15 protein-coding genes are annotated in these 16,615 nt (G+C 73.5%); 7 read left to right on the top strand and 8 right to left on the bottom strand.

Annotated features, from left to right (window positions below):
* The first annotated feature begins 183 nt into the window (after positions 1–183).
* Entirely contained in the window at positions 184–777 is a 594-nt protein-coding gene (locus tag AC07A4_RS09720) for a histidine phosphatase family protein (protein ID WP_478595335.1), read from the top strand.
* A 25-nt stretch (positions 778–802) separates the two neighbouring features.
* Here the strand turns inward: AC07A4_RS09720 and AC07A4_RS09715 are convergent, their stop codons facing one another.
* The gene (locus AC07A4_RS09715) at positions 803–2,221 is read right to left on the bottom strand and encodes a tetratricopeptide repeat protein (protein ID WP_478595332.1); all 1,419 of its coding nucleotides are present in this window, start codon (positions 2,219–2,221) and stop codon (positions 803–805) included.
* 340 nt (positions 2,222–2,561) lie between these two features.
* On the opposite strand from AC07A4_RS09715, the gene AC07A4_RS09710 reads away from it, so the two are divergent.
* On the top strand, positions 2,562–3,113 hold the full coding sequence (locus tag AC07A4_RS09710; RefSeq protein WP_478595330.1) for a hypothetical protein: 552 nt from the start codon (positions 2,562–2,564) through the stop codon (positions 3,111–3,113).
* A gap of 238 nt (positions 3,114–3,351) precedes the next feature.
* Complete coding sequence (locus AC07A4_RS09705) at positions 3,352–4,212, top strand: spermidine synthase (RefSeq protein WP_478595328.1); 861 nt, start codon at positions 3,352–3,354, stop codon at positions 4,210–4,212.
* A gap of 38 nt (positions 4,213–4,250) precedes the next feature.
* Here AC07A4_RS09705 and AC07A4_RS09700 read toward each other — a convergent pair whose 3' ends face one another.
* On the bottom strand, positions 4,251–4,760 hold the full coding sequence (locus AC07A4_RS09700; RefSeq protein ID WP_478595326.1) for a hypothetical protein: 510 nt from the start codon (positions 4,758–4,760) through the stop codon (positions 4,251–4,253).
* Positions 4,761–4,891: 131 nt separating this feature from the next.
* Between AC07A4_RS09700 and AC07A4_RS09695 the strand changes: the two genes are divergently transcribed.
* Together AC07A4_RS09695 and AC07A4_RS09690 are read left to right on the top strand one after the other, a co-directional pair.
* Positions 4,892–5,578, top strand: coding sequence for a response regulator transcription factor (locus AC07A4_RS09695; protein ID WP_478595324.1), 687 nt, complete (start codon positions 4,892–4,894; stop codon positions 5,576–5,578).
* 25 nt (positions 5,579–5,603) lie between these two features.
* Positions 5,604–6,998, top strand: a complete 1,395-nt coding sequence (locus AC07A4_RS09690; protein ID WP_478595321.1) for a sensor histidine kinase — start codon at positions 5,604–5,606, stop codon at positions 6,996–6,998.
* A gap of 217 nt (positions 6,999–7,215) precedes the next feature.
* On the opposite strand, the gene AC07A4_RS09685 is transcribed toward AC07A4_RS09690, so the two are convergent.
* The 4 genes from AC07A4_RS09685 to AC07A4_RS09670 all read right to left on the bottom strand — a co-directional run bounded on the left by AC07A4_RS09685 (position 7,216) and on the right by AC07A4_RS09670 (position 12,007).
* Positions 7,216–8,637 carry a GH1 family beta-glucosidase gene (locus AC07A4_RS09685; protein ID WP_478595319.1) on the bottom strand — a complete coding sequence of 474 codons (1,422 nt, stop codon included), beginning with the start codon at positions 8,635–8,637 and terminating at the stop codon, positions 7,216–7,218.
* Between the two features lie 69 nt (positions 8,638–8,706).
* The gene (locus AC07A4_RS09680) at positions 8,707–9,609 is read right to left on the bottom strand and encodes a carbohydrate ABC transporter permease (protein WP_478595316.1); all 903 of its coding nucleotides are present in this window, start codon (positions 9,607–9,609) and stop codon (positions 8,707–8,709) included.
* A 9-nt stretch (positions 9,610–9,618) separates the two neighbouring features.
* Positions 9,619–10,641 (bottom strand): carbohydrate ABC transporter permease, encoded by a 1,023-nt coding sequence (locus AC07A4_RS09675; protein WP_478595933.1) that lies wholly within the window; start codon positions 10,639–10,641, stop codon positions 9,619–9,621.
* Positions 10,642–10,654: 13 nt separating this feature from the next.
* Positions 10,655–12,007, bottom strand: coding sequence for an ABC transporter substrate-binding protein (locus AC07A4_RS09670; RefSeq protein ID WP_478595314.1), 1,353 nt, complete (start codon positions 12,005–12,007; stop codon positions 10,655–10,657).
* 262 nt (positions 12,008–12,269) lie between these two features.
* Between AC07A4_RS09670 and AC07A4_RS09665 the strand changes: the two genes are divergently transcribed.
* On the top strand, positions 12,270–13,325 hold the full coding sequence (locus AC07A4_RS09665) for a LacI family DNA-binding transcriptional regulator (RefSeq protein ID WP_478595312.1): 1,056 nt from the start codon (positions 12,270–12,272) through the stop codon (positions 13,323–13,325).
* A 189-nt stretch (positions 13,326–13,514) separates the two neighbouring features.
* Here the strand turns inward: AC07A4_RS09665 and AC07A4_RS09660 are convergent, their stop codons facing one another.
* Positions 13,515–14,009 carry a hypothetical protein gene (locus AC07A4_RS09660; protein WP_478595310.1) on the bottom strand — a complete coding sequence of 165 codons (495 nt, stop codon included), beginning with the start codon at positions 14,007–14,009 and terminating at the stop codon, positions 13,515–13,517.
* Between the two features lie 161 nt (positions 14,010–14,170).
* On the opposite strand from AC07A4_RS09660, the gene AC07A4_RS09655 reads away from it, so the two are divergent.
* Positions 14,171–15,313, top strand: a complete 1,143-nt coding sequence (locus AC07A4_RS09655; RefSeq protein WP_478595308.1) for a helix-turn-helix domain-containing protein — start codon at positions 14,171–14,173, stop codon at positions 15,311–15,313.
* Between the two features lie 9 nt (positions 15,314–15,322).
* Here AC07A4_RS09655 and AC07A4_RS09650 read toward each other — a convergent pair whose 3' ends face one another.
* Positions 15,323–16,609, bottom strand: a complete 1,287-nt coding sequence (locus tag AC07A4_RS09650) for a helix-turn-helix domain-containing protein (protein ID WP_478595305.1) — start codon at positions 16,607–16,609, stop codon at positions 15,323–15,325.
* Positions 16,610–16,615: the final 6 nt, after the last annotated feature.

Below are 16,615 nucleotides of genomic sequence, written 5' to 3'. Positions count from 1 at the left end.
ACGCGAAGGCCCCCGAGCCATCCCCCTGGTGGTCATAGACGCAGAGATCGGCGCGCGGGTTGCTCATGCGGCGCGTGAGTGATGATGGAGGGAAACAGAAGGGCAAATGGGGGAGCGGGCGGGTATTTGTCCGTCTTTGTCCAGACGGTTTTCGGCACAACGGTTCTTCTGGGAAGGCTCTTCATGGCACCGCGCATCCTGCTGGCCCGGCACGGACAGACGGAGTGGTCGCTGTCCGGCAAGCACACCGGCAGGACGGACATCCCGCTCCTGGACGAGGGCAGGCGCGGCGCGAAACTGCTCGGCGAGCGACTGCACAAGGCGCCCTACGACGGCCTCCCCGGCGTCGAGGTGCGCACCAGCCCGCTGTCCCGCGCGCGGGAGACGTGCGAGATCGCCGGGTTCGGCGACCGGGCGGCGCAGTGGGACGCCCTGATGGAGTTCGACTACGGAGCGTACGACGGCCTGACCCCGGCCGACATCCAGGCGATCAGGCCCGGGTGGTTCATCTGGCGCGACGGCGTGCCGGACGGCGAGACGCTGGCGCAGGTCTCCGCGCGCGCGGACGAGGTGATCACCTGGGCCCGCGGCGCGGACCGCGACGTGCTCGTCTTCGCCCACGGCCACATCCTGCGCGCCATCGGCGCCCGCTGGCTCGGCCTCGACATCTCCTTCGCCTCCCGCATCCGCCTCAACCCGACCTCCCTGTCGGTCCTCGGCTGGGCGTACGGAGAGCCCGCGATCGAGTCGTGGAACGAGACCGGGCACCTCGCGTAGGCCCCCCGGCGGCGGCTCGGCGTCCTCACGCGTGCCCGCGGGCCGCGTGGCACTCCAGGAAGTCGGTTACCCCGGACGCCCGCTGGTGCGGCAGCAGCACCCGCGCGGTGGCCGCGAGCATCCCCTGGATGCGCGACGACTGGACCTCGTCGAGCAGCGCGAGGACCCGCAGGCCCGCGGCCGCCGCCTCGTCCGGGCGCCCGGCGCGCGCCAGGTCGTCGGCGAGCTCGGCGGTGTACAGGGCGATGTTCCGGGCGAACTCGGGCGTCCGCGCCGCGGCGACGTCCACCGCCCGGTGCGCGTGCCGCGCGGCGCGCTCCCAGTGCCCGAGCGCCGACCAGCACTGCGCCTCAAGGCCCGCGAGCTCCGCGAGCCCGTAGAACGTCATCCACTCCGGTTCGTGGCCGCCGGGGCCCCGGTCGAAGAGCGCGTGCGCGCGCGTGAGGGCCCGCTCGCAGGCCGCGCGGTCGCCTAGCCCCGCCCAGCCGCCCGCCTCGCGCAGCGCGATCAGGGACAGGAGCCGGGGCGAGGCGAGGTCCCGGGCGGCGCGCGCCGCGGCCTGCGCGGCCCGCACCGCCTCGCGCGGGCGGCCCGTGTCCCGGGCGAGGAACGCCGTGTTGCAGAAGGCGTGCGCCTCCAGGGCCGGGTCACCGGCCATCCGGGCCGTCGCGAGCGCCTCCGCGTAGTGCGAGCGCGCGTCGTCGAAGCGGCCCGAGTCGTGCGCGAGCCAGCCGACGGAGATCGCCAGCTCGCCCGCGCCCGAGTAGAGCCGGTCGGTCGTGGACTGGCGGGCCGTGCCCGCGTCGAGGAGGGCGTAGGCGGTGCGCAGCGGGGTGGCGGCGCGCCGGTACAGGCCGTCGGCGCCGTGCCGGTCGTCGAGCAGCCGGATCCTGCGGACGGCCTCCTCGACCGCGTGCACCTCGGCCCGGCCCGCCGCGCGGTGCCGCCGGGGCACGCCGACGTCGGCCTCGGCGACGCCGTTCAGGGGCAGCGCCCCGAAGGAGGCGGCCGCCATGGTGGCGGTGCCGCTGGTCATGAATGCGCGACGCCGCACGTCGCTCTCCTCGTCGCTGTGGTTCTGCTCGTGGTGCCGGAGCCCGGTGGGGGCGGGCGCCCCCTGGGCGTGCGCCGGGTCCGCCTCGGTGTCCGCGCGCGCCGCCCGGCCGCGCACCGCCTCGCGCGGCACGAACCCGAGGTCCGTCAGGGCCCGGCCGGGGAACATGTGCAGGAACACCCGCTCGTACGCGTAGTTGGGGCAGCGGATCTCGCCCGCCTCGACGCGGCCGACATACCGCGCGTCGCAGCTGACCCGCTCGCCGATCTCCCGTGCGGCCCTGCGCACCAGGGCCGCGAACTCCCCCGGTGAGCGCTGCCCGCGCAGGCGCCGGAAAGCGAGGTTCGGCCGTGGCGGCGGAGTGGACGAAGTCCTGGAAGACGACGCCATGCCGGATTCCTCTCGACGTGGCCCTCTCGAACGGACCGTGCCGCCCCGTTCGGGTCCCGCCCCCGCGCTGTCCCCTTGGTCTGGGTGGTGTGGGTGGTCCGGGTGGTCCGGCCGTGTCCCGCCGTGTCCCGGCGGAGCAAGAACGTACCCGCTGTCACCGACCGGTGACGCGGAGTTTGGCTACAAACCGGATATCTCACCCGCGATCTGCCATGAACTGCCATCCTTTGCGGCGGCGTGGCGCCGTAGCCGTTGACGCGGTCGGGCGTTGTACCAGTGCGGAGAGGGAGCGAAGCGGCTCCCGCCCTGGCGAGGAGGGGTTCCCTTGTTGGAGGTCGGCATGGAGAACAGCGAATCTGGGGGCTCACTGACCACGGCGCGGCACCGGCCGAGCCACGACCGCAGCGCCGGGCCCGGTGGCGGCGACCCGTACGGCCCCGCTCACCAGGGGCTCTTCCGGGCCTACGGCGCGCACCCGGCCCACCACGGCCACGGGGGTGACGGCTACCCAGACGCCGACTCCGACCCCGACGCCGACTGCGACCTGGTGACCGTCCCCGCCCGGCAGGGCCTCGAAGCCGTCGACATCCTGCGCCGGGGCGCGGGCGACGAGGCCGTGGGGCCCGTCCTGCACGACGGCGGCTGCGACACCCTCGGCTTCCTGGTGCCGCCCGGCACCGCCGCCGCGTGGGACCTGCCCGGCAGCGCCTGTACGCAGACCTTCGGCGGCCGTGCGAGCGGCGTGCCGTCCACGCCGCCGCCTCCGCCCGTCGCCGGTACGGGGTGGCTGGTGCCGCCCGGCGCCGCCGACCCCGTCACCGATCCGGCGGTGCTCCGGGCCGCGCTCGGCGAGGCCCAACGCATGATCGAAGCCGCCGACAACTGTCGCTGACCCCGTGTCCTCAAACGCCGGACGGGCTTTATCTCCCACCCGCCCGCCCTTACACCTGCGGTTGCCTCGCACTCCCCGACCTAGCGGCTCGCGGCTGGGTGGGTGAGATGGATTCAGCCTGTCCGGCGCTTGAGGACGAGGCGCGGAGCGCCAATGGCTTTGAGCGGGGGGCCGGGGGCGGCCAGCACCCGGATCGGGAAGGGGCGGGTCTGGGGCGCACCGCGGGGATAATGGGCTGGTGGCACGGAGCAGACAAGCACGATCCCCCCGAGAACCCCTCGTCGAAGAGACCGACGGCGGACTCGCCGAACTGCTCCCCGACCGAGACCGCCCCCACGCCTGGACCCTCCTCGTGGACGGCGCCCCCCAGTCGCACGTCGACCTCGCCGCCCCCACCCACCTCGGCTTCGAGTACCAGCGCAGGCTCGGCCACATCGCCGACCTCATCGCCCCGCCCGGCCGCCCCCTGCACGTCGTGCACCTCGGCGGCGGCGCCTTCACCCTGGCCCGCTACGTGGCCGCGACCCGCCCCCGCTCCACCCAGCAGGTCGTCGAGCGGGACACCGCCCTCGTCGCCCTGGTGCGCCGCGCCCTGCCGCTTGACCCGCAGGCACGCGTGCGCGTGCGCGGCGGCGACGCGCGCGAGGGGCTCGCGAAGGTGCCGGACGGCTGGGCGGACCTCGTGATCGGGGACGTGTTCAGCGGGGCCCGCACCCCCGCGCACCTGACCACCGTGGAGTTCCTGGGCGACGTACGCCGCGCCCTGAAACCCGGTGGCCACTACGCCGCCAACCTCGCCGACGGGCCGCCGCTGCGCTATCTGCGCGGGCAACTCGCCACCGCCGCCGCCGTCTTCCCCGAGCTCGCGCTGGTCGCCGACCCGGCCGTGCTGCGCGGCAAGCGCTTCGGCAACGCCGTGCTCCTCGCCTCCGCACAGCCCCTTCCCCTCGCCGAACTGACCCGGCGCAGCGCGAGCGACCCGCACCCGGCGCGCGTCGAACACGGGCGCGCCCTCCTCGACTTCAGCGGCGGCGCGGCCCCCGTCACGGACGCGACCGCGGTGGCCTCGCCCGCGCCACCGCCGTCGGTGTTCCGCTGAGCCACGCGCGCCCGTACTCCCGTAGGCGCCCGTGCGGATCAGTACGTCGTGACGTCCACCCTCGGCGCCCGGTCGTGCCACGTACAGAACACCGAGACCCGCTCCGGGCCCGAGGTGAACTCCACCCGGATCCACGCCGGGGCCTTCCACACCTGCATCGACCAGCCCGCCGTGGGCGACGCCGACACCAGTGTCGCGGCGTTCGCGCCGAGGTCGAACACGACCCGGCCGCCGTCGGTGGGATAGGTCTTCACGCTCCCCGGCGGGGGCTTGGCGGGCGGGGACGCCCGGCGGGACGGGGTGCGCGGCTTCGGCGGCTCGGGGGCGGCGGCGGACCGCGCGGGCTTCGACGGCCGGGCGCTGGGCGCCGGTTCCGGCCGGTGCGTGGACGACGACACCGGGTGCTCCTGCCGGGCCGTGAGCGGCACCGCGCGCGGCGGGTCGTAGACCGTGCCCTCCATGACGGAGTGCACGCCCCACCACGACAGCGCGACCGCCGCGCCCGTGGCGAGCGACCACGCGCCGGCGTGCAGGAGACCTCTGCGCATCGCGGGCCATCGTGCCCCACCAGGGCCGCGGAGGCCAGAAGTACCGCCTGGAGGGCCGGACATGACGCTCATGTCCGGGCCAAAACTCCCACCAGGCACCGGCGTCGCCCGGATGGCGTACGGTGCCGCCCATGGCTCGTGTGCTCGTCGTCGAGGACGACCAGTTCGTCCGCTCGGCCCTCATCCGGCATCTCTCCGAGGCCTCCCACACCGTACGGAGCGTCGGGACCGCCCTGGAGGCGCTGCGCGAGGTCGCCCACTACCGGTTCGACGTGGTGATCCTCGACCTCGGCCTGCCCGACCTCGACGGGGCCGAGGCGCTGAAGATGCTGCGCGGCGTCACCGACGTGCCCGTGATCGTGGCGACCGCCCGTGACGACGAGACGGAGATCGTCCGGCTCCTCAACGACGGCGCCGACGACTACCTGACCAAGCCGTTCTCCGTGGAGCACCTCTCCGCGCGGATGGCCGCCGTGCTGCGCCGCGCCCGCGGCTCCGGAGAGACGGCCCCGAGCCGGGTGCTGCGCGTCGGCGGCCTGACCGTCGACCCGCTGCGCCGCCAGGCCGACCTCGACGGCGCGCGCCTCGACCTGACCCGGCGCGAGTTCGACCTGCTCGCCTTCCTCGCCGGACGGCCCGGCGTCGTCGTGGCGCGCAGGGAACTCCTCGCCGAGGTGTGGCAGCAGTCCTACGGCGACGACCAGACCATCGACGTCCATCTGTCCTGGCTGCGCAGGAAACTGGGCGAAACCGCCGCCAAACCCCGCTATCTGCACACCCTGCGCGGCGTCGGCGTCAAACTGGAACCACCCCTGTGACAGCGGTGGCGGGGGAGCGCGCGCCGTGAGATGGGCGCTCGTGAAGGTGTGCCTGGCCGTCACGACGATGGTCGTGGTCGCCTTCGCCGTCCCGCTCGGCCTCGTCATCCAGGAGACGGCGCGCGACCGCGCCTTCTCCAACGCCGAACGGCACGCGGCCACCATGGGCCCCACCCTGTCGATCACCACCGACCGCGCGCAGCTCACCCGGGCCGTCGCCACCTCCGAGGCGGGCGGCGACGGGCGCATGGCCGTGCACGTACCGGCCGTCGACGGGCGTCCCGCGCTGACCATCGGCGACCGCCGTGCCCACGCGGGCGCCATCGACGCCACCCGGGAGCAGGGCCGCGCCCGCACCGTCTCCGTGCCCGGCGGCTACGCCCTGCTCCAGCCCTTCGGCCTCGGCTCCGGCGAGATCGCCGTCGTCGAGATCCAGGTGCCGGAGAGCGCGGTCAGCAACGGGGTCGCGACGGCCTGGCTGGTGCTCGCGGGCGTCGGCGTGGCGCTGGTCATCGGGTCCGTCGCGGTCGCCGACCGGCTCGGCGTGCGCATGGTCCAGCCCGCGCGGCGCCTCGTGGGCGCCGCCCGCGACCTGGGCGAGGGCAGGCTCGGCGCGCGCGTGCCGGAGGAGGGGCCCACCGAACTGCGGCTCGCCGCCGTGGCGTTCAACTCCATGGCCGACCAGGTCGTCCACCTCCTCGCCAACGAGCGGGAACTCGCCGCCGACCTCTCCCACCGGCTGCGCACCCCGCTGACCGTCCTGCGCCTCAACGCCGCATCGCTCGGCGAAGGACCCGCCGCCGAACAGACCCGCGTCGCCGTGGAGCGCCTGGAGCGCGAGGTCGACACGATCATCCGCACCGCGCGCGAGGCCAAGCCGCGCACGGCGACCGCCGGGCCCGGAGCGGGCTGCGACGCCGCCCAAGTGATCCGTGAGCGCATGGAGTTCTGGTCCGCGCTCGCCGAGGACGAGGGGCGCGAGGCGCGGGTCGCGGGCGTGGACGCGCCGGTGTGGGCGCCGGTGGCGCGCGCCGACCTGGTCGCCGCGCTCGACGCGCTGCTCGGCAACGTCTTCCGCCACACCGGGGAGGGCGCCGCGTTCGCCGTGGACGTGCACAGCGGCGAGGACGCGGTGATCGTCCTCGTCTCCGACGCGGGCGACGGCATCGCCGACCCGAAGGCCGCGCTGACCCGGGGCGCCTCCGGCGCCGCCACCGACGGCACGGGCGCGGTCGGCTCGACGGGGCTCGGCCTGGACATCGCGCGCCGCCTCGCCGAGTCGACGGGCGGCGATGTACGGATCGGCCGGTCGGTGCTCGGCGGCACCGAGGTCAGGCTCTGGCTGCAGCGCGGCTCCCGGCGCCCCTCGGCGGGGCGGCGCGCGGCCCGCGCGATGGTGCGGCGCCGCCGCCGTCTCTAACGATCCCGATGGGCGAGCCCGGTTGGCCATCCCGCTTTAACGGTCCCCGATGCCTTCCTTAAGCCCGCCATAAGGCCCGAAATGTCGCACTGGGGCGGGGCTAACGTGCGCAGTGGTCCCGTCCCCGTTCCCCCTCCGGGGCGGGCCCTTGATCCCCCCCACGGGAAACGCGTGCCCCGGCCATCCCCCCCCACACCAGGCCGGGGCGCGCCCCTGTTCACCCCTCGGCGGCAGCCTCCGGCAGCACCCCGCTCGCCGCGACCCCCGCGTACCACCGGGCGCTCGACTTGGGCGTCCGCCGCTGCGTCTCGTAGTCGACGTACACCATGCCGAACCGCTTGCTGTAGCCGTACGCCCACTCGAAGTTGTCCAGGAGCGACCACAGGAAGTACCCGCGGACGTCGGCGCCCGCGCGGATCGCCCCGTGCACGGCCGACAGGTGTCCGTGCAGGTAGCGCACGCGGTCGGGGTCGTGCACGGCGCCGTCCTCGGGCTTGTCGTCGTAGGCCGCTCCGTTCTCCGTCACATAGAGCGGAACCCCGGGGGCCTGAGCGGTGTACTCAAGGAGAAGGTCGGACAGGCCGGTGGGGTCCACCGGCCAGTCCATGGCGGTGAGTTCACCGGGCGCGCGGTGGAAGGAGACGAGGGAGTCCGCGCCCGGCCAGGGGGAGTGGTCGCTCGCGCCGTGCCCGTCGTGGCGCGGGTCACCGGCGTCGGGAGCGGCCGACACGACAGCGGGGGAGTAGTAGTTGATGCCGAGGAAGTCCAGCGGCTGCCGGATCACGTCCAGGTCGCCGTCGCGCACGAAGGACCAGTCCGTGATGCCCGAGGTGTCCGCGAGCAGATCGTCGTCGTACGAGCCGCGCAGCATCGGCCCGGTGAAGACGCGGTTGGCGAGCGCGTCGACGCGGCGCCGCGCGTCCAGGTCGGCCGGCGCGTCGGTGAGCGGGCGCACCGCGCTCGGATTGAGGCTGACGCCGACGCGGGCGCGGGCGGGCAGCGCCGCGCGCAGGGCCAGGGCGCCCAGGCCGTGGGCGAGGTTCAGGTGATGGGCCGCGCGCAGGGCGGCGGCGGGCTCGGTGCGGCCCGGCGCGTGCACCCCCGAGGCATAGCCGAGGAAGGCGCTGCACCAGGGCTCGTTCAGGGTCGTCCAGGCCTCCACCCGGTCCCCGAGCGCCCCGGCGACGATCCCGGCGTACTCCGCGAAGCGCTCCGCCGTCTCCCGTTCCGGCCAGCCGCCCGCCGACTCAAGCTCCTGCGGCAGGTCCCAGTGGTAGAGGGTGAGCATCGGCGTGATGCCGTGCGCGAGCAGCTCGTCGACCAGCGCGCGGTAGAAGTCGAGCCCGCGCTGCACGGCGGGCCCGCGCCCGGTGGGCTGCACCCGGGGCCAGGACACGGAGAAGCGGTAGGCCGTCAGGCCGAGGTCCGCGAGCAGCCGCACGTCCTCGCGCCACCGGTGGTAGTGGTCGCAGGCGACGTCCCCGGTGTCACCGCCGAGCACCCGGCCCGGCGTATGACTGAAGGTGTCCCAGATCGACGGCGTCCTGCCGTCCTCCCGCGCGGCCCCCTCGATCTGGTAGGCGGCGGTGGCGGCACCCCACACGAAGCCAGGGGGGAACCGCAGGTTCGCATCGGACATGGAAGCGCTCCCATGAGTCGTACGGAAAGGAGGAGTGAGAGGAGGAGTGAACCGGGCGTGCGGACGGCGTCAGCCCTTGACGGCGCCCTGCATGATCCCGCCCACGATCTGCTTGCCGAAAAGGACGAAGGCGAGGAGCAGCGGCAGCGTGCCGAGCAGCGCGCCCGCCATGATCACGGACTGGTCGGGGATCTGCCCCCGGCCGAGCCCGGCGAGGGCGACCTGCACGGTCGGCTCGCCGCCCTGGGTGAGCGCGATGATCGGCCAGAAGAAGTCGTTCCAGGCGAGCACGAAGGTCAGCATGCCGAGCACGGCCATCGCGGGCCGCGCCGCCGGGAAGACCACGTGCCAGATCAGCCGCAGGCTGCTGGCCCCGTCCACCCGCGCCGCCTCGATGAGCTCGGTGGGCAGCGCCTCGATGAGGTACTGCCGCATGAAGAACACCCCGAAGGCGCTCACCAGCGTCGGCAGGATCACCGACTGCAGCTGGTCGGTCCACCCGAAGTCGGCGATCAGCATGAACAGCGGGACGACACTGAGCTGCGGCGGCACCATCATCGTGCCGATCACCAGGAGCAGAAGGAGACCCCGGAAGCGGAACCGCAGCTTGGCGAAGGCGAAGCCCGCCAGGGTGGAGAAGAGCACCGTGCCGACGGTGATCGTGCCCGCCACCACCAGCGTGTTGAGCAGCGCCGTGCCCATGTTGGCGTCGGTCCAGGCGATCTCCAGGTTCTTGAAGAGATTGCCGCCGAACCAGAAGGGCGGTGGCGTCTCGGCAAGGCGCGTATTGGTGCGGGAAGCGGCGATCGCCGTCCACACCAGCGGGAACAGCGAGCCGACGGTGAAGAGGATCAGTACGGCGTACGTCAGCTTCCCCCCGTGCAGCTGCCGCCCGGCGCCGCGCCGGGCGTCGCGCCCGCCGGTGCGTCTGCCGGTGCGTCGAGCGCGGCGCGCAGGTGTCACATCGGTCATGTCATCCCCTCACGCGCTTCTGCGGATCCACCGGCTGACCAGCCAGTTGACCAGGCCGATCAGGACGAGGATGAGGAACATGGTCCAGGCGATCGCCGAGGCCCGCCCGAGGTGCTGGTTGAACCACCCCTGCTCGTACAGATACAGACCGAGCGTCTGGAACTGATGGTCCGACCCGCCGGTCGGGCTCGCGCCCTGGCTGAACAGGAGCGGCTCACCGAACAGCTGCGTCGCCCCGATCGTGGACACCACACAGGTGAACAGGATCGTCGGCCGCAGCGACGGCACCGTCACATGGAGGAACTGCTGCCAGCGGCTCGCCCCGTCCAGCGCCGCCGACTCATACAGATCCCTCGGGATGGCCTGCATCGCGGCGAGATAGATCAGCGCGTTGTAGCCGGTCCAGCGCCAGATCACGATCGCGGACACCGCGAACTGCGCCGTCCAGTCGCCGTTCTGCCAGTCCACGGCGTCGATCCCGATGAGCCCGAGACCCCAGTTGATCATCCCGTGGTCGGTGCGGCTGAACATGAGCACGAACACGAGCGTCGCCGCCGCCACGGACGTCGCGTACGGCGTGAGGATCGCGACGCGGAAGAACATGGACCCGCGCAGCCGGTAGTTGAGGAGGTGGGCGAGCCCGAGCGCCATGAGCAGCTGCGGCACGGTCGAAAGGAGGCCGATGGTGAAGGTGTTGCGCAGCGCGTTCCAGAAGAACTCGTCATCGAGGAGGCGGGAGAAGTTGCGCAGGCCCACCCACTCCATGTCGGTGGGCGCCCCCAGCTCCACCCGGTGCAGCGAGGCCCACCCCGTGTAGAGCAGCGGGAAGAGCCCGAAGGCGACGAAGAAGAGGAAGAACGGCGCGATCAGGGCGTAGGGGCTGAACCGCACGTCCCAGCGGTAGAGGCGGCTGCGCCACGCCCGGCGGCGCTCGGCGGCCGCCGCCGTGGTGTCCCGTTCCCCGGCCGGGGCGCGCGGGGCCGCGCCCTCCTCCCCCGTGGAGGACGCGGCACTCTGGGCGTCGCTCGGGATGTCGGTCACCGCGTCACTGGTCCAGGGCGTTGTCGACCGTCTTCACGGCCTTGCCCCAGGCCTTGTCGGGCGAGGTGCCCTTCTGGTCGACCCCGAGCATGCCGACATCCGCGAGGTACTGCTGGATGATCCCGTCCTTGGGCCCGATCGGCTGGACGGGCACGCCCTCGGCGGCCCGGGAGAAGATCCGGCCCACGGGCGCGTCGCCGAAGTAGGGGTTCTTGGCGTCCTTGACCTCGGGCAGGTCGTAGGCGGCGCTCGCGCTGGGGAAGCTGGCGCGCTCGTCGAACAGCTTGGCCTGCTGCTTCGGGGCGGTCAGCCAGGCCACCAGCTTGGCCGCCTCCTCCTTGTGGTCGCCCGCCTCGGGCACGGTCAGGAAGGAGCCGCCCCAGTTGCTGGGCTTGGGCGCGGCGGCGACGTCCCACTGGTCCTCGCCCTTCGACCCGGCCTTGTCCTTGATGTAGCCGAGCATCCAGGGCGGGCAGGTCACCGTGGCGAAGGAGCCGTTGGCGAAGGCCTGGTCCCAACTGGGCTGGAACTGCTGGAGCTTCGCGGTGAGGCCGGCCTCGGCGAACTCGGCGGCGAGGTTCCAGCCCTCCTTCACGGTGGGGCTGTCCTTGTAGACGAGCTCGCCGTCCGCGTCGTAGAACTTCTGCGCGCCGGAGCCGTGCACGGCGGCCATCACGCCCGCCGCCCCGTCCACGAAGGCGGTGCCCTTGGGTGCCTTCGCCTGGAAGCGCTTGCCCGCTTCCAGGTACTTGTTCCAGTCACCGGCCCACAGCTTGCCGACCGCCTCGCGATCGGTGGGCAGCCCCGCCTTCTCGAACAGGTCCTTGCGGTAGCAGATGCCGGTGGGCCCGATGTCGGTGCCGAGGGCGACGGTCTTGCCGTCCTCGCTGGTGCCCTGCTTCCACTTCCAGTCGAGGTAGGCCTTCTGGTCGACGCCGGGTGCCTTGCCGAGGTCCATCAGCTTGCCCGCGTGGGTGCCGGTCAGCTCGGCGACGTTGCCGACCTCCACGGCCTGGATGTCGGAGAGGCCGCTGTTGCCGCTGAGGTGGGTGAGCAGCGCGGGCCAGTAGTTCTCGTTGCGCTGGACGGAGTTCTGTTTGATGTCGATGTCCGGGTGGAGCTTCTCGTACTCCTCGTAGAGACCGGCCTCCTGCAGGCCGAAGGCGCCGAAGACACCGATGGTCAGGGTCGTCTTGCCCTTTCCGCCCCCGCCCCCGCCGCCGGAGGAGCCACCGGGCCCGTCCTCGTCGGAATCCTCCGCGCAGCCGGTGAGCGCGCCACCGGCGAGGGCGGCGACGGCCGCGAGCACCAGGGCCGTGCGGGGCGTTCGAGTCCTGTAACGGGTCCTGTGGCGCATGGTGTCCTCCTAGTGCTCCGACCTGCCGGTATTCCTCCAACTCCCGCACGGGTGACACGTGTTGGAGAGGTGTGGCTCGGAAGGAACGTGCGGGTCGTGTATGAGCCGAGTAGGGTGGGAGCGCTCCCATATTTGATGCCTTGAAGGGTTACGGCTCGCCGCGGGGGTGTCAAGGCACCGGACGGCGGGAGTTGCGGGCGGTTCACGCCGCCGCTGGTGGCCGGGGGGCGGCTGTTAGATTTCGCGTCGTGGGGAGGCACTGATGGGGACTCGTCAGCCCAAGGGGCGCAGCGGGGGGCGGCCCACGCTGGAGGAGGTGGCCGCGCGCGCGGGCGTCGGCCGGGGGACGGTGTCCCGGGTGATCAACGGCTCGCCGCGGGTGAGCGCCCCGACGCGCGCCGCCGTCGAGGAGGCCGTGGCCGAGCTCGGTTACGTACCGAACACGGCGGCCCGGGCGCTCGCGGCGAACCGTACGGATTCGATCGCGGTGGTCGTCCCGGAGCCGGAGTCGCGGTTCTTCGCCGAGCCGTACTTCTCGGACATCATCCACGGTGTGGGCGCCGCGCTCGCGGACACCGATCTGCAGCTCCTGCTGACGTTCGCGGGCGGCGACCGGGAGCGCCGCCGCCTCGCGCAGTACCTGTCGGCGCACCGGGTGGACGGCGTCCTGCTCGTGTCGGTGCACGCGGACGATCCGCTGCCGGACCTGCTGCGGCAGCTGGAGATCCCGGCGGTGATCAGCGGCCGCAGGCGCGCCGACGAGCCGCTGCCCTCGGTGGACTCCGACAACCTCGCGGGCGCCCGCGCCGCCGTGACGCATCTGCTGTCCCGGGGCCGCCGGGCGATAGCGACGATCACGGGCCGCCTGGACGTGTACGGCGCCCAGCTCCGCCTCGACGGCTACCGCGCCGCGCTCGCCGAGGCCGGGCACGGCCCCGATGAGTCCCTGACGGCCCGCGCGGACTTCACCGAGGAGGGCGGCCGCCGCGCCATGGCGGAGCTGCTGGCCCGCAGGCCGGATCTGGACGCGGTCTTCGCCGCCTCGGACGTGATGGCGGCGGGCGCCCGGCAGGTGCTGCGCCAGGAGGGGCGCCGGATACCGGACGACGTGGCCCTGGTCGGCTTCGACGACTCGGCCATCGCCCGCCATATGGATCCGCCGCTGACCAGCGTCCGCCAGCCCATCGTCGAGATGGGCCGCACGATGACGGACGTGCTCCTCGCGGAGATCGCCGACCCCCGCCCGCCCACGGCCCGCCACCTCACCCGCTCCCGGATCGTCCTGCCGACGGAACTGGTCCACCGGGCCTCGTCCTGACGCTCGGCGCCTCCCGCTCCCGGAGCGCGGCCTTCCGGGCGGCGCGCAGATCCCTGTTCAGGTGGTGGAGCCCCCGGCAGGGCGCCCCCAGCCAGCCCGTACCGCACCGGGGACAGCTGCGCAGGTGGTCAAGCAGCCTGAGGTACGCGCGCTCGGCGCGGGCCTCCAGCGGGGGCGGTCCAGGGGCGGTCACGGCTGGTCGGCCAGCGTGAGCAGGGTGCGCAGGTGTACGGGGTCGCACAGCCTGCCGGGCGCGGGCGGCAGCGCGACCCAGCCCGTGTGCAGCGACATCTGACCGGGGCGGGGCACGCCGAGGTAGGTGCCGCTGCTGAGGCGCTCCTCCCTGCCGCCCCAGTCGGCACCGGGCGAGATCAGCACGTAGTACGGACCGAGGCCGCCGCGCAGGTCGCGGATCACCGGACCCTCGAGCCAGGCCCGCAGACCCATGGCCACGGCCTCCGCCTGGTCGCTGCCCACGGCCGCGTGCACGCGCTCGGCCGGCACCCGCACGGCATCGAACCGGCGCCCCAGCGGCAACAGCGCGAAGCCACGCGCCCACCACTCCCGCCAGGCCTTGCCCGGGTCGGGCTCGGCGGCCGCCAGCCAGTCGGCGATCGCTTGGCGCTCGTGGCTGTCCGGAGGGCTGTCGTTGGGTGGGGGAACGGGGGCCGTGCTGTTGGCCATGTCGGCTCCTGGGTGGTGGGCTGCGCCCCGGGACCGGTCGCACGGTCGCCGGGGCCTTCCGTCCCATCGAAGCCTCGTCACCGGTGGGGAGGGAGGAGCCCGTAAGGGGCCAGCCGGGGGCCAGCCGCGTGGGTAGCGTGGTGGTGGAGGAGGCCCCCTGTATGGACGACGTGGACGACGTCACAGCGGCGCGGCGCGCGTTCGGCGCGCACCTCGCCGCGCTGCGTGGACGGGCACGGCTCACCCAGTCCCAGCTCGCCGCCAGGCTGTGCGCGATCAGCGGCACGACCACCCTGACCCGCAACGAGGTGTCGCGGTGGGAGCGCGGGATGCGTGTGCCCGATGCCTGGCTCACTCCCTTGGCCGCCGCACTCGCCGCGCCCTTGGCGGAACTGGAGCGGGCTGCTGCGCGAGCCCGGGGCGAGGCCCCGGACATTCCACGGGACGGCCACCCTCACGCCGTTGTGCAGCGGCGAGCGGGGTGGCTGCTCGAACATGACCGTGCGCACGGCGGCGACCACGTGGCGGACGCGGCCGTGCAGCTGTGGCGCGCCGAGCGGGCGCGCATCGGCAGCGAGGAATCGACCCACCCGGCCGTCGTCGCCGAGATGGCCGAGATCGCCGGATGGCTGCTGTTCGACGCGGATCGCCCGGAGGAGGCGCGTGCCGCGTGGCTGGAGTCCTTGCACTTCGCCCGGGCGGCCGACGATCGGGCCATGCGGTGGTTCGCGATGGACCTGCTGGCCATGGAGGCGGCCCAGAGCGGGCGCGTGGGCGAGGCGCTCTCCTTATGCGACGAGGTCACGAGCTGCTCGGTGCCGCCGAGGGTGGCGCTCCTCTCCGAAGTGCGGCGCAGCCGTGCCCTCGCTGCCGCTGGCGAGCGCGCGCGGGCCCTGGGGGCGATCGGCAGGGCGCGCGGCCGCTTGGAGGACTCCTTGCAATCGCGGGACCCGCACTGGTCGTGGTGGGTGGACGACCTGGAAGTCACCGGGCACGAGGGCGAGGTGGCGTTGCTCCTCGGGGAACCCGACCGTGCCGTGGCCCGCTTCCAGCGCACCAGCGAACTCCTGAAGGCGGTCAATCCGACGGGACGTGGTGCCTTCTACTACACCACCGCGGAGCTGGACGCCCTCGTACGGCTCAAGGCCTGGAGGGAAGCCGAGGGGCCGCTCCTGCGCCTTGGGCCCCTTCTGCGCGACGTGGCGTCTTCCCGCATCCGCAGGCGCCTGCGGTCCACGCTGCGCGTCATCGACAGGGACGGTCCTGTGTGGCTGGCCGTTACGGCTCGTGAAGTCTCGGCGTAGGCGGGCCGGTCACGTGGGCGCCGGAGCCTCTTCGCCTCGCCGTGCAACCGAACCGCTACGTAGCGTTCCGCTTTCGTGGCGTGAGTCGGCGACCCCGAGGAACTCCGCCAGTGAGCGCAGCCCCGGGGGATGGTTGGGCAGGGTCCACAGGTCTCGGACGATGGCTACCGCCAGGGTGTGGTGCCGTATCCACGTCGGGGCCGCCCGGCGCAGGGACTCCAGGGTTCGTACCGCTCCGGTGGCGTCGCCCACGTCCGTGTGGGCTCGTGCCACGTCGAGCAGGAGCCATGTCCGCCAGGACGGTGGGGTGTCCTTTGACAGCCGCATGCCCTTGGCCAGTTCCAGCGCGTCGTGCGGGTGCCCGTACTGGACGGCGAGGCGGACGCGTTCGATGCGGACCGAGGACGGGCTGAAGACGCTGACCATGCGGTTGTCGCCGCCGGCGGGCAGCTTCGAGACCCGGGTGGCTTCCTTCTCCGCGCTCGCCATCATCGCCGCGGCGCGGTCGTAGTCGCCGCCGCGCGCGGCGGACGTGGCGGCGCTCATGGTCAGCGCGCCCCACACCTTCAGGCCGTCGGCCGTGCCGGTGTGGCCCGCGTCCGCCATGGTGGACGCGGCGTGGAGCGCGATGGCAAGGGCGTCCTCCAGGCGTCCTTGCCGCTGGTACGTCCACGCCGTGGAGTTGACGATCATGGGGAGGAGCAGTGGGTCGGAGGACTGCCCGGCGGCGTCCGCCGCGCGTTCCAGGCCGATGAGGGCGAGGTCGGTCTTGCCCATCCGTACGGCGACGTGCCCGGCGAGCTGGAGGGCTTTGCCCAGGGCGGCGCAGCCGGTCCCGCGGTCCTCGGCGTCGTCCGAGGCCGCGGCGGAGCGGGCGTCCGCGATCAGGTCCGGCAGGGCCGTCATCACCGTGTCGAACTCGGCGGCGTGGTACCGCGTCCAGCCGTCCGCGATCTGTTCGCGCAGCCGGGCCAGCGAGAAGCCGGGCCCTGGCGGCTCCGGCTCGGGCGCCCAGAGCGCGGGCATGAGGGCGCGGCGTACCGCGACGAAGCGCGGCCCGTCGGTCTCGCCGGTGGCCGTGACGGCGGGCGGGTCTCCCAGGAGCGTGGTCAGCTCCACGCCGAGGCCGTTCGCGAGGGCGTGCAGCGTGGGCAGGCGCGCCGTGTGTTTCCGCCCTTGTTCGAGCTGGCGGATCACGTCGACGGAGATGTTCGAGCGCTCGGCCAGCTCTTCTTGGTTCAGCGAGGCTAAGCGGCGCAGGCGGCGCAGAGTGCGCCCCAGATCTTCGGTTGCCACGCGGAC

The sequence above is a fragment of the Streptomyces sp. NPDC043996 genome (genome assembly GCF_056435225.1).
The sequence above is the reverse complement of the archived record's forward strand: the minus strand, read 5'-3'. Positions and strand labels throughout refer to the sequence as shown.

Bases quoted from the DNA above. Each gene is read 5' to 3' on its own strand.
- AC07A4_RS09720 (WP_478595335.1), top strand. From the start codon at position 184: ATGGCACCGCGCATCCTGCTGGCCCGGCACGGACAGACGGAGTGGTCG.
- AC07A4_RS09715 (WP_478595332.1), bottom strand. From the start codon at position 2,221: ATGGCGTCGTCTTCCAGGACTTCGTCCACTCCGCCGCCACGGCCGAAC.
- AC07A4_RS09710 (WP_478595330.1), top strand. From the start codon at position 2,562: ATGGAGAACAGCGAATCTGGGGGCTCACTGACCACGGCGCGGCACCGG.
- AC07A4_RS09700 (WP_478595326.1), bottom strand. From the start codon at position 4,760: ATGCGCAGAGGTCTCCTGCACGCCGGCGCGTGGTCGCTCGCCACGGGC.
- AC07A4_RS09695 (WP_478595324.1), top strand. From the start codon at position 4,892: ATGGCTCGTGTGCTCGTCGTCGAGGACGACCAGTTCGTCCGCTCGGCC.
- AC07A4_RS09685 (WP_478595319.1), bottom strand. From the start codon at position 8,637: ATGTCCGATGCGAACCTGCGGTTCCCCCCTGGCTTCGTGTGGGGTGCC.
- AC07A4_RS09680 (WP_478595316.1), bottom strand. From the start codon at position 9,609: ATGACCGATGTGACACCTGCGCGCCGCGCTCGACGCACCGGCAGACGC.
- AC07A4_RS09670 (WP_478595314.1), bottom strand. From the start codon at position 12,007: ATGCGCCACAGGACCCGTTACAGGACTCGAACGCCCCGCACGGCCCTG.
- AC07A4_RS09665 (WP_478595312.1), top strand. From the start codon at position 12,270: ATGGGGACTCGTCAGCCCAAGGGGCGCAGCGGGGGGCGGCCCACGCTG.
- AC07A4_RS09660 (WP_478595310.1), bottom strand. From the start codon at position 14,009: ATGGCCAACAGCACGGCCCCCGTTCCCCCACCCAACGACAGCCCTCCG.
- AC07A4_RS09655 (WP_478595308.1), top strand. From the start codon at position 14,171: ATGGACGACGTGGACGACGTCACAGCGGCGCGGCGCGCGTTCGGCGCG.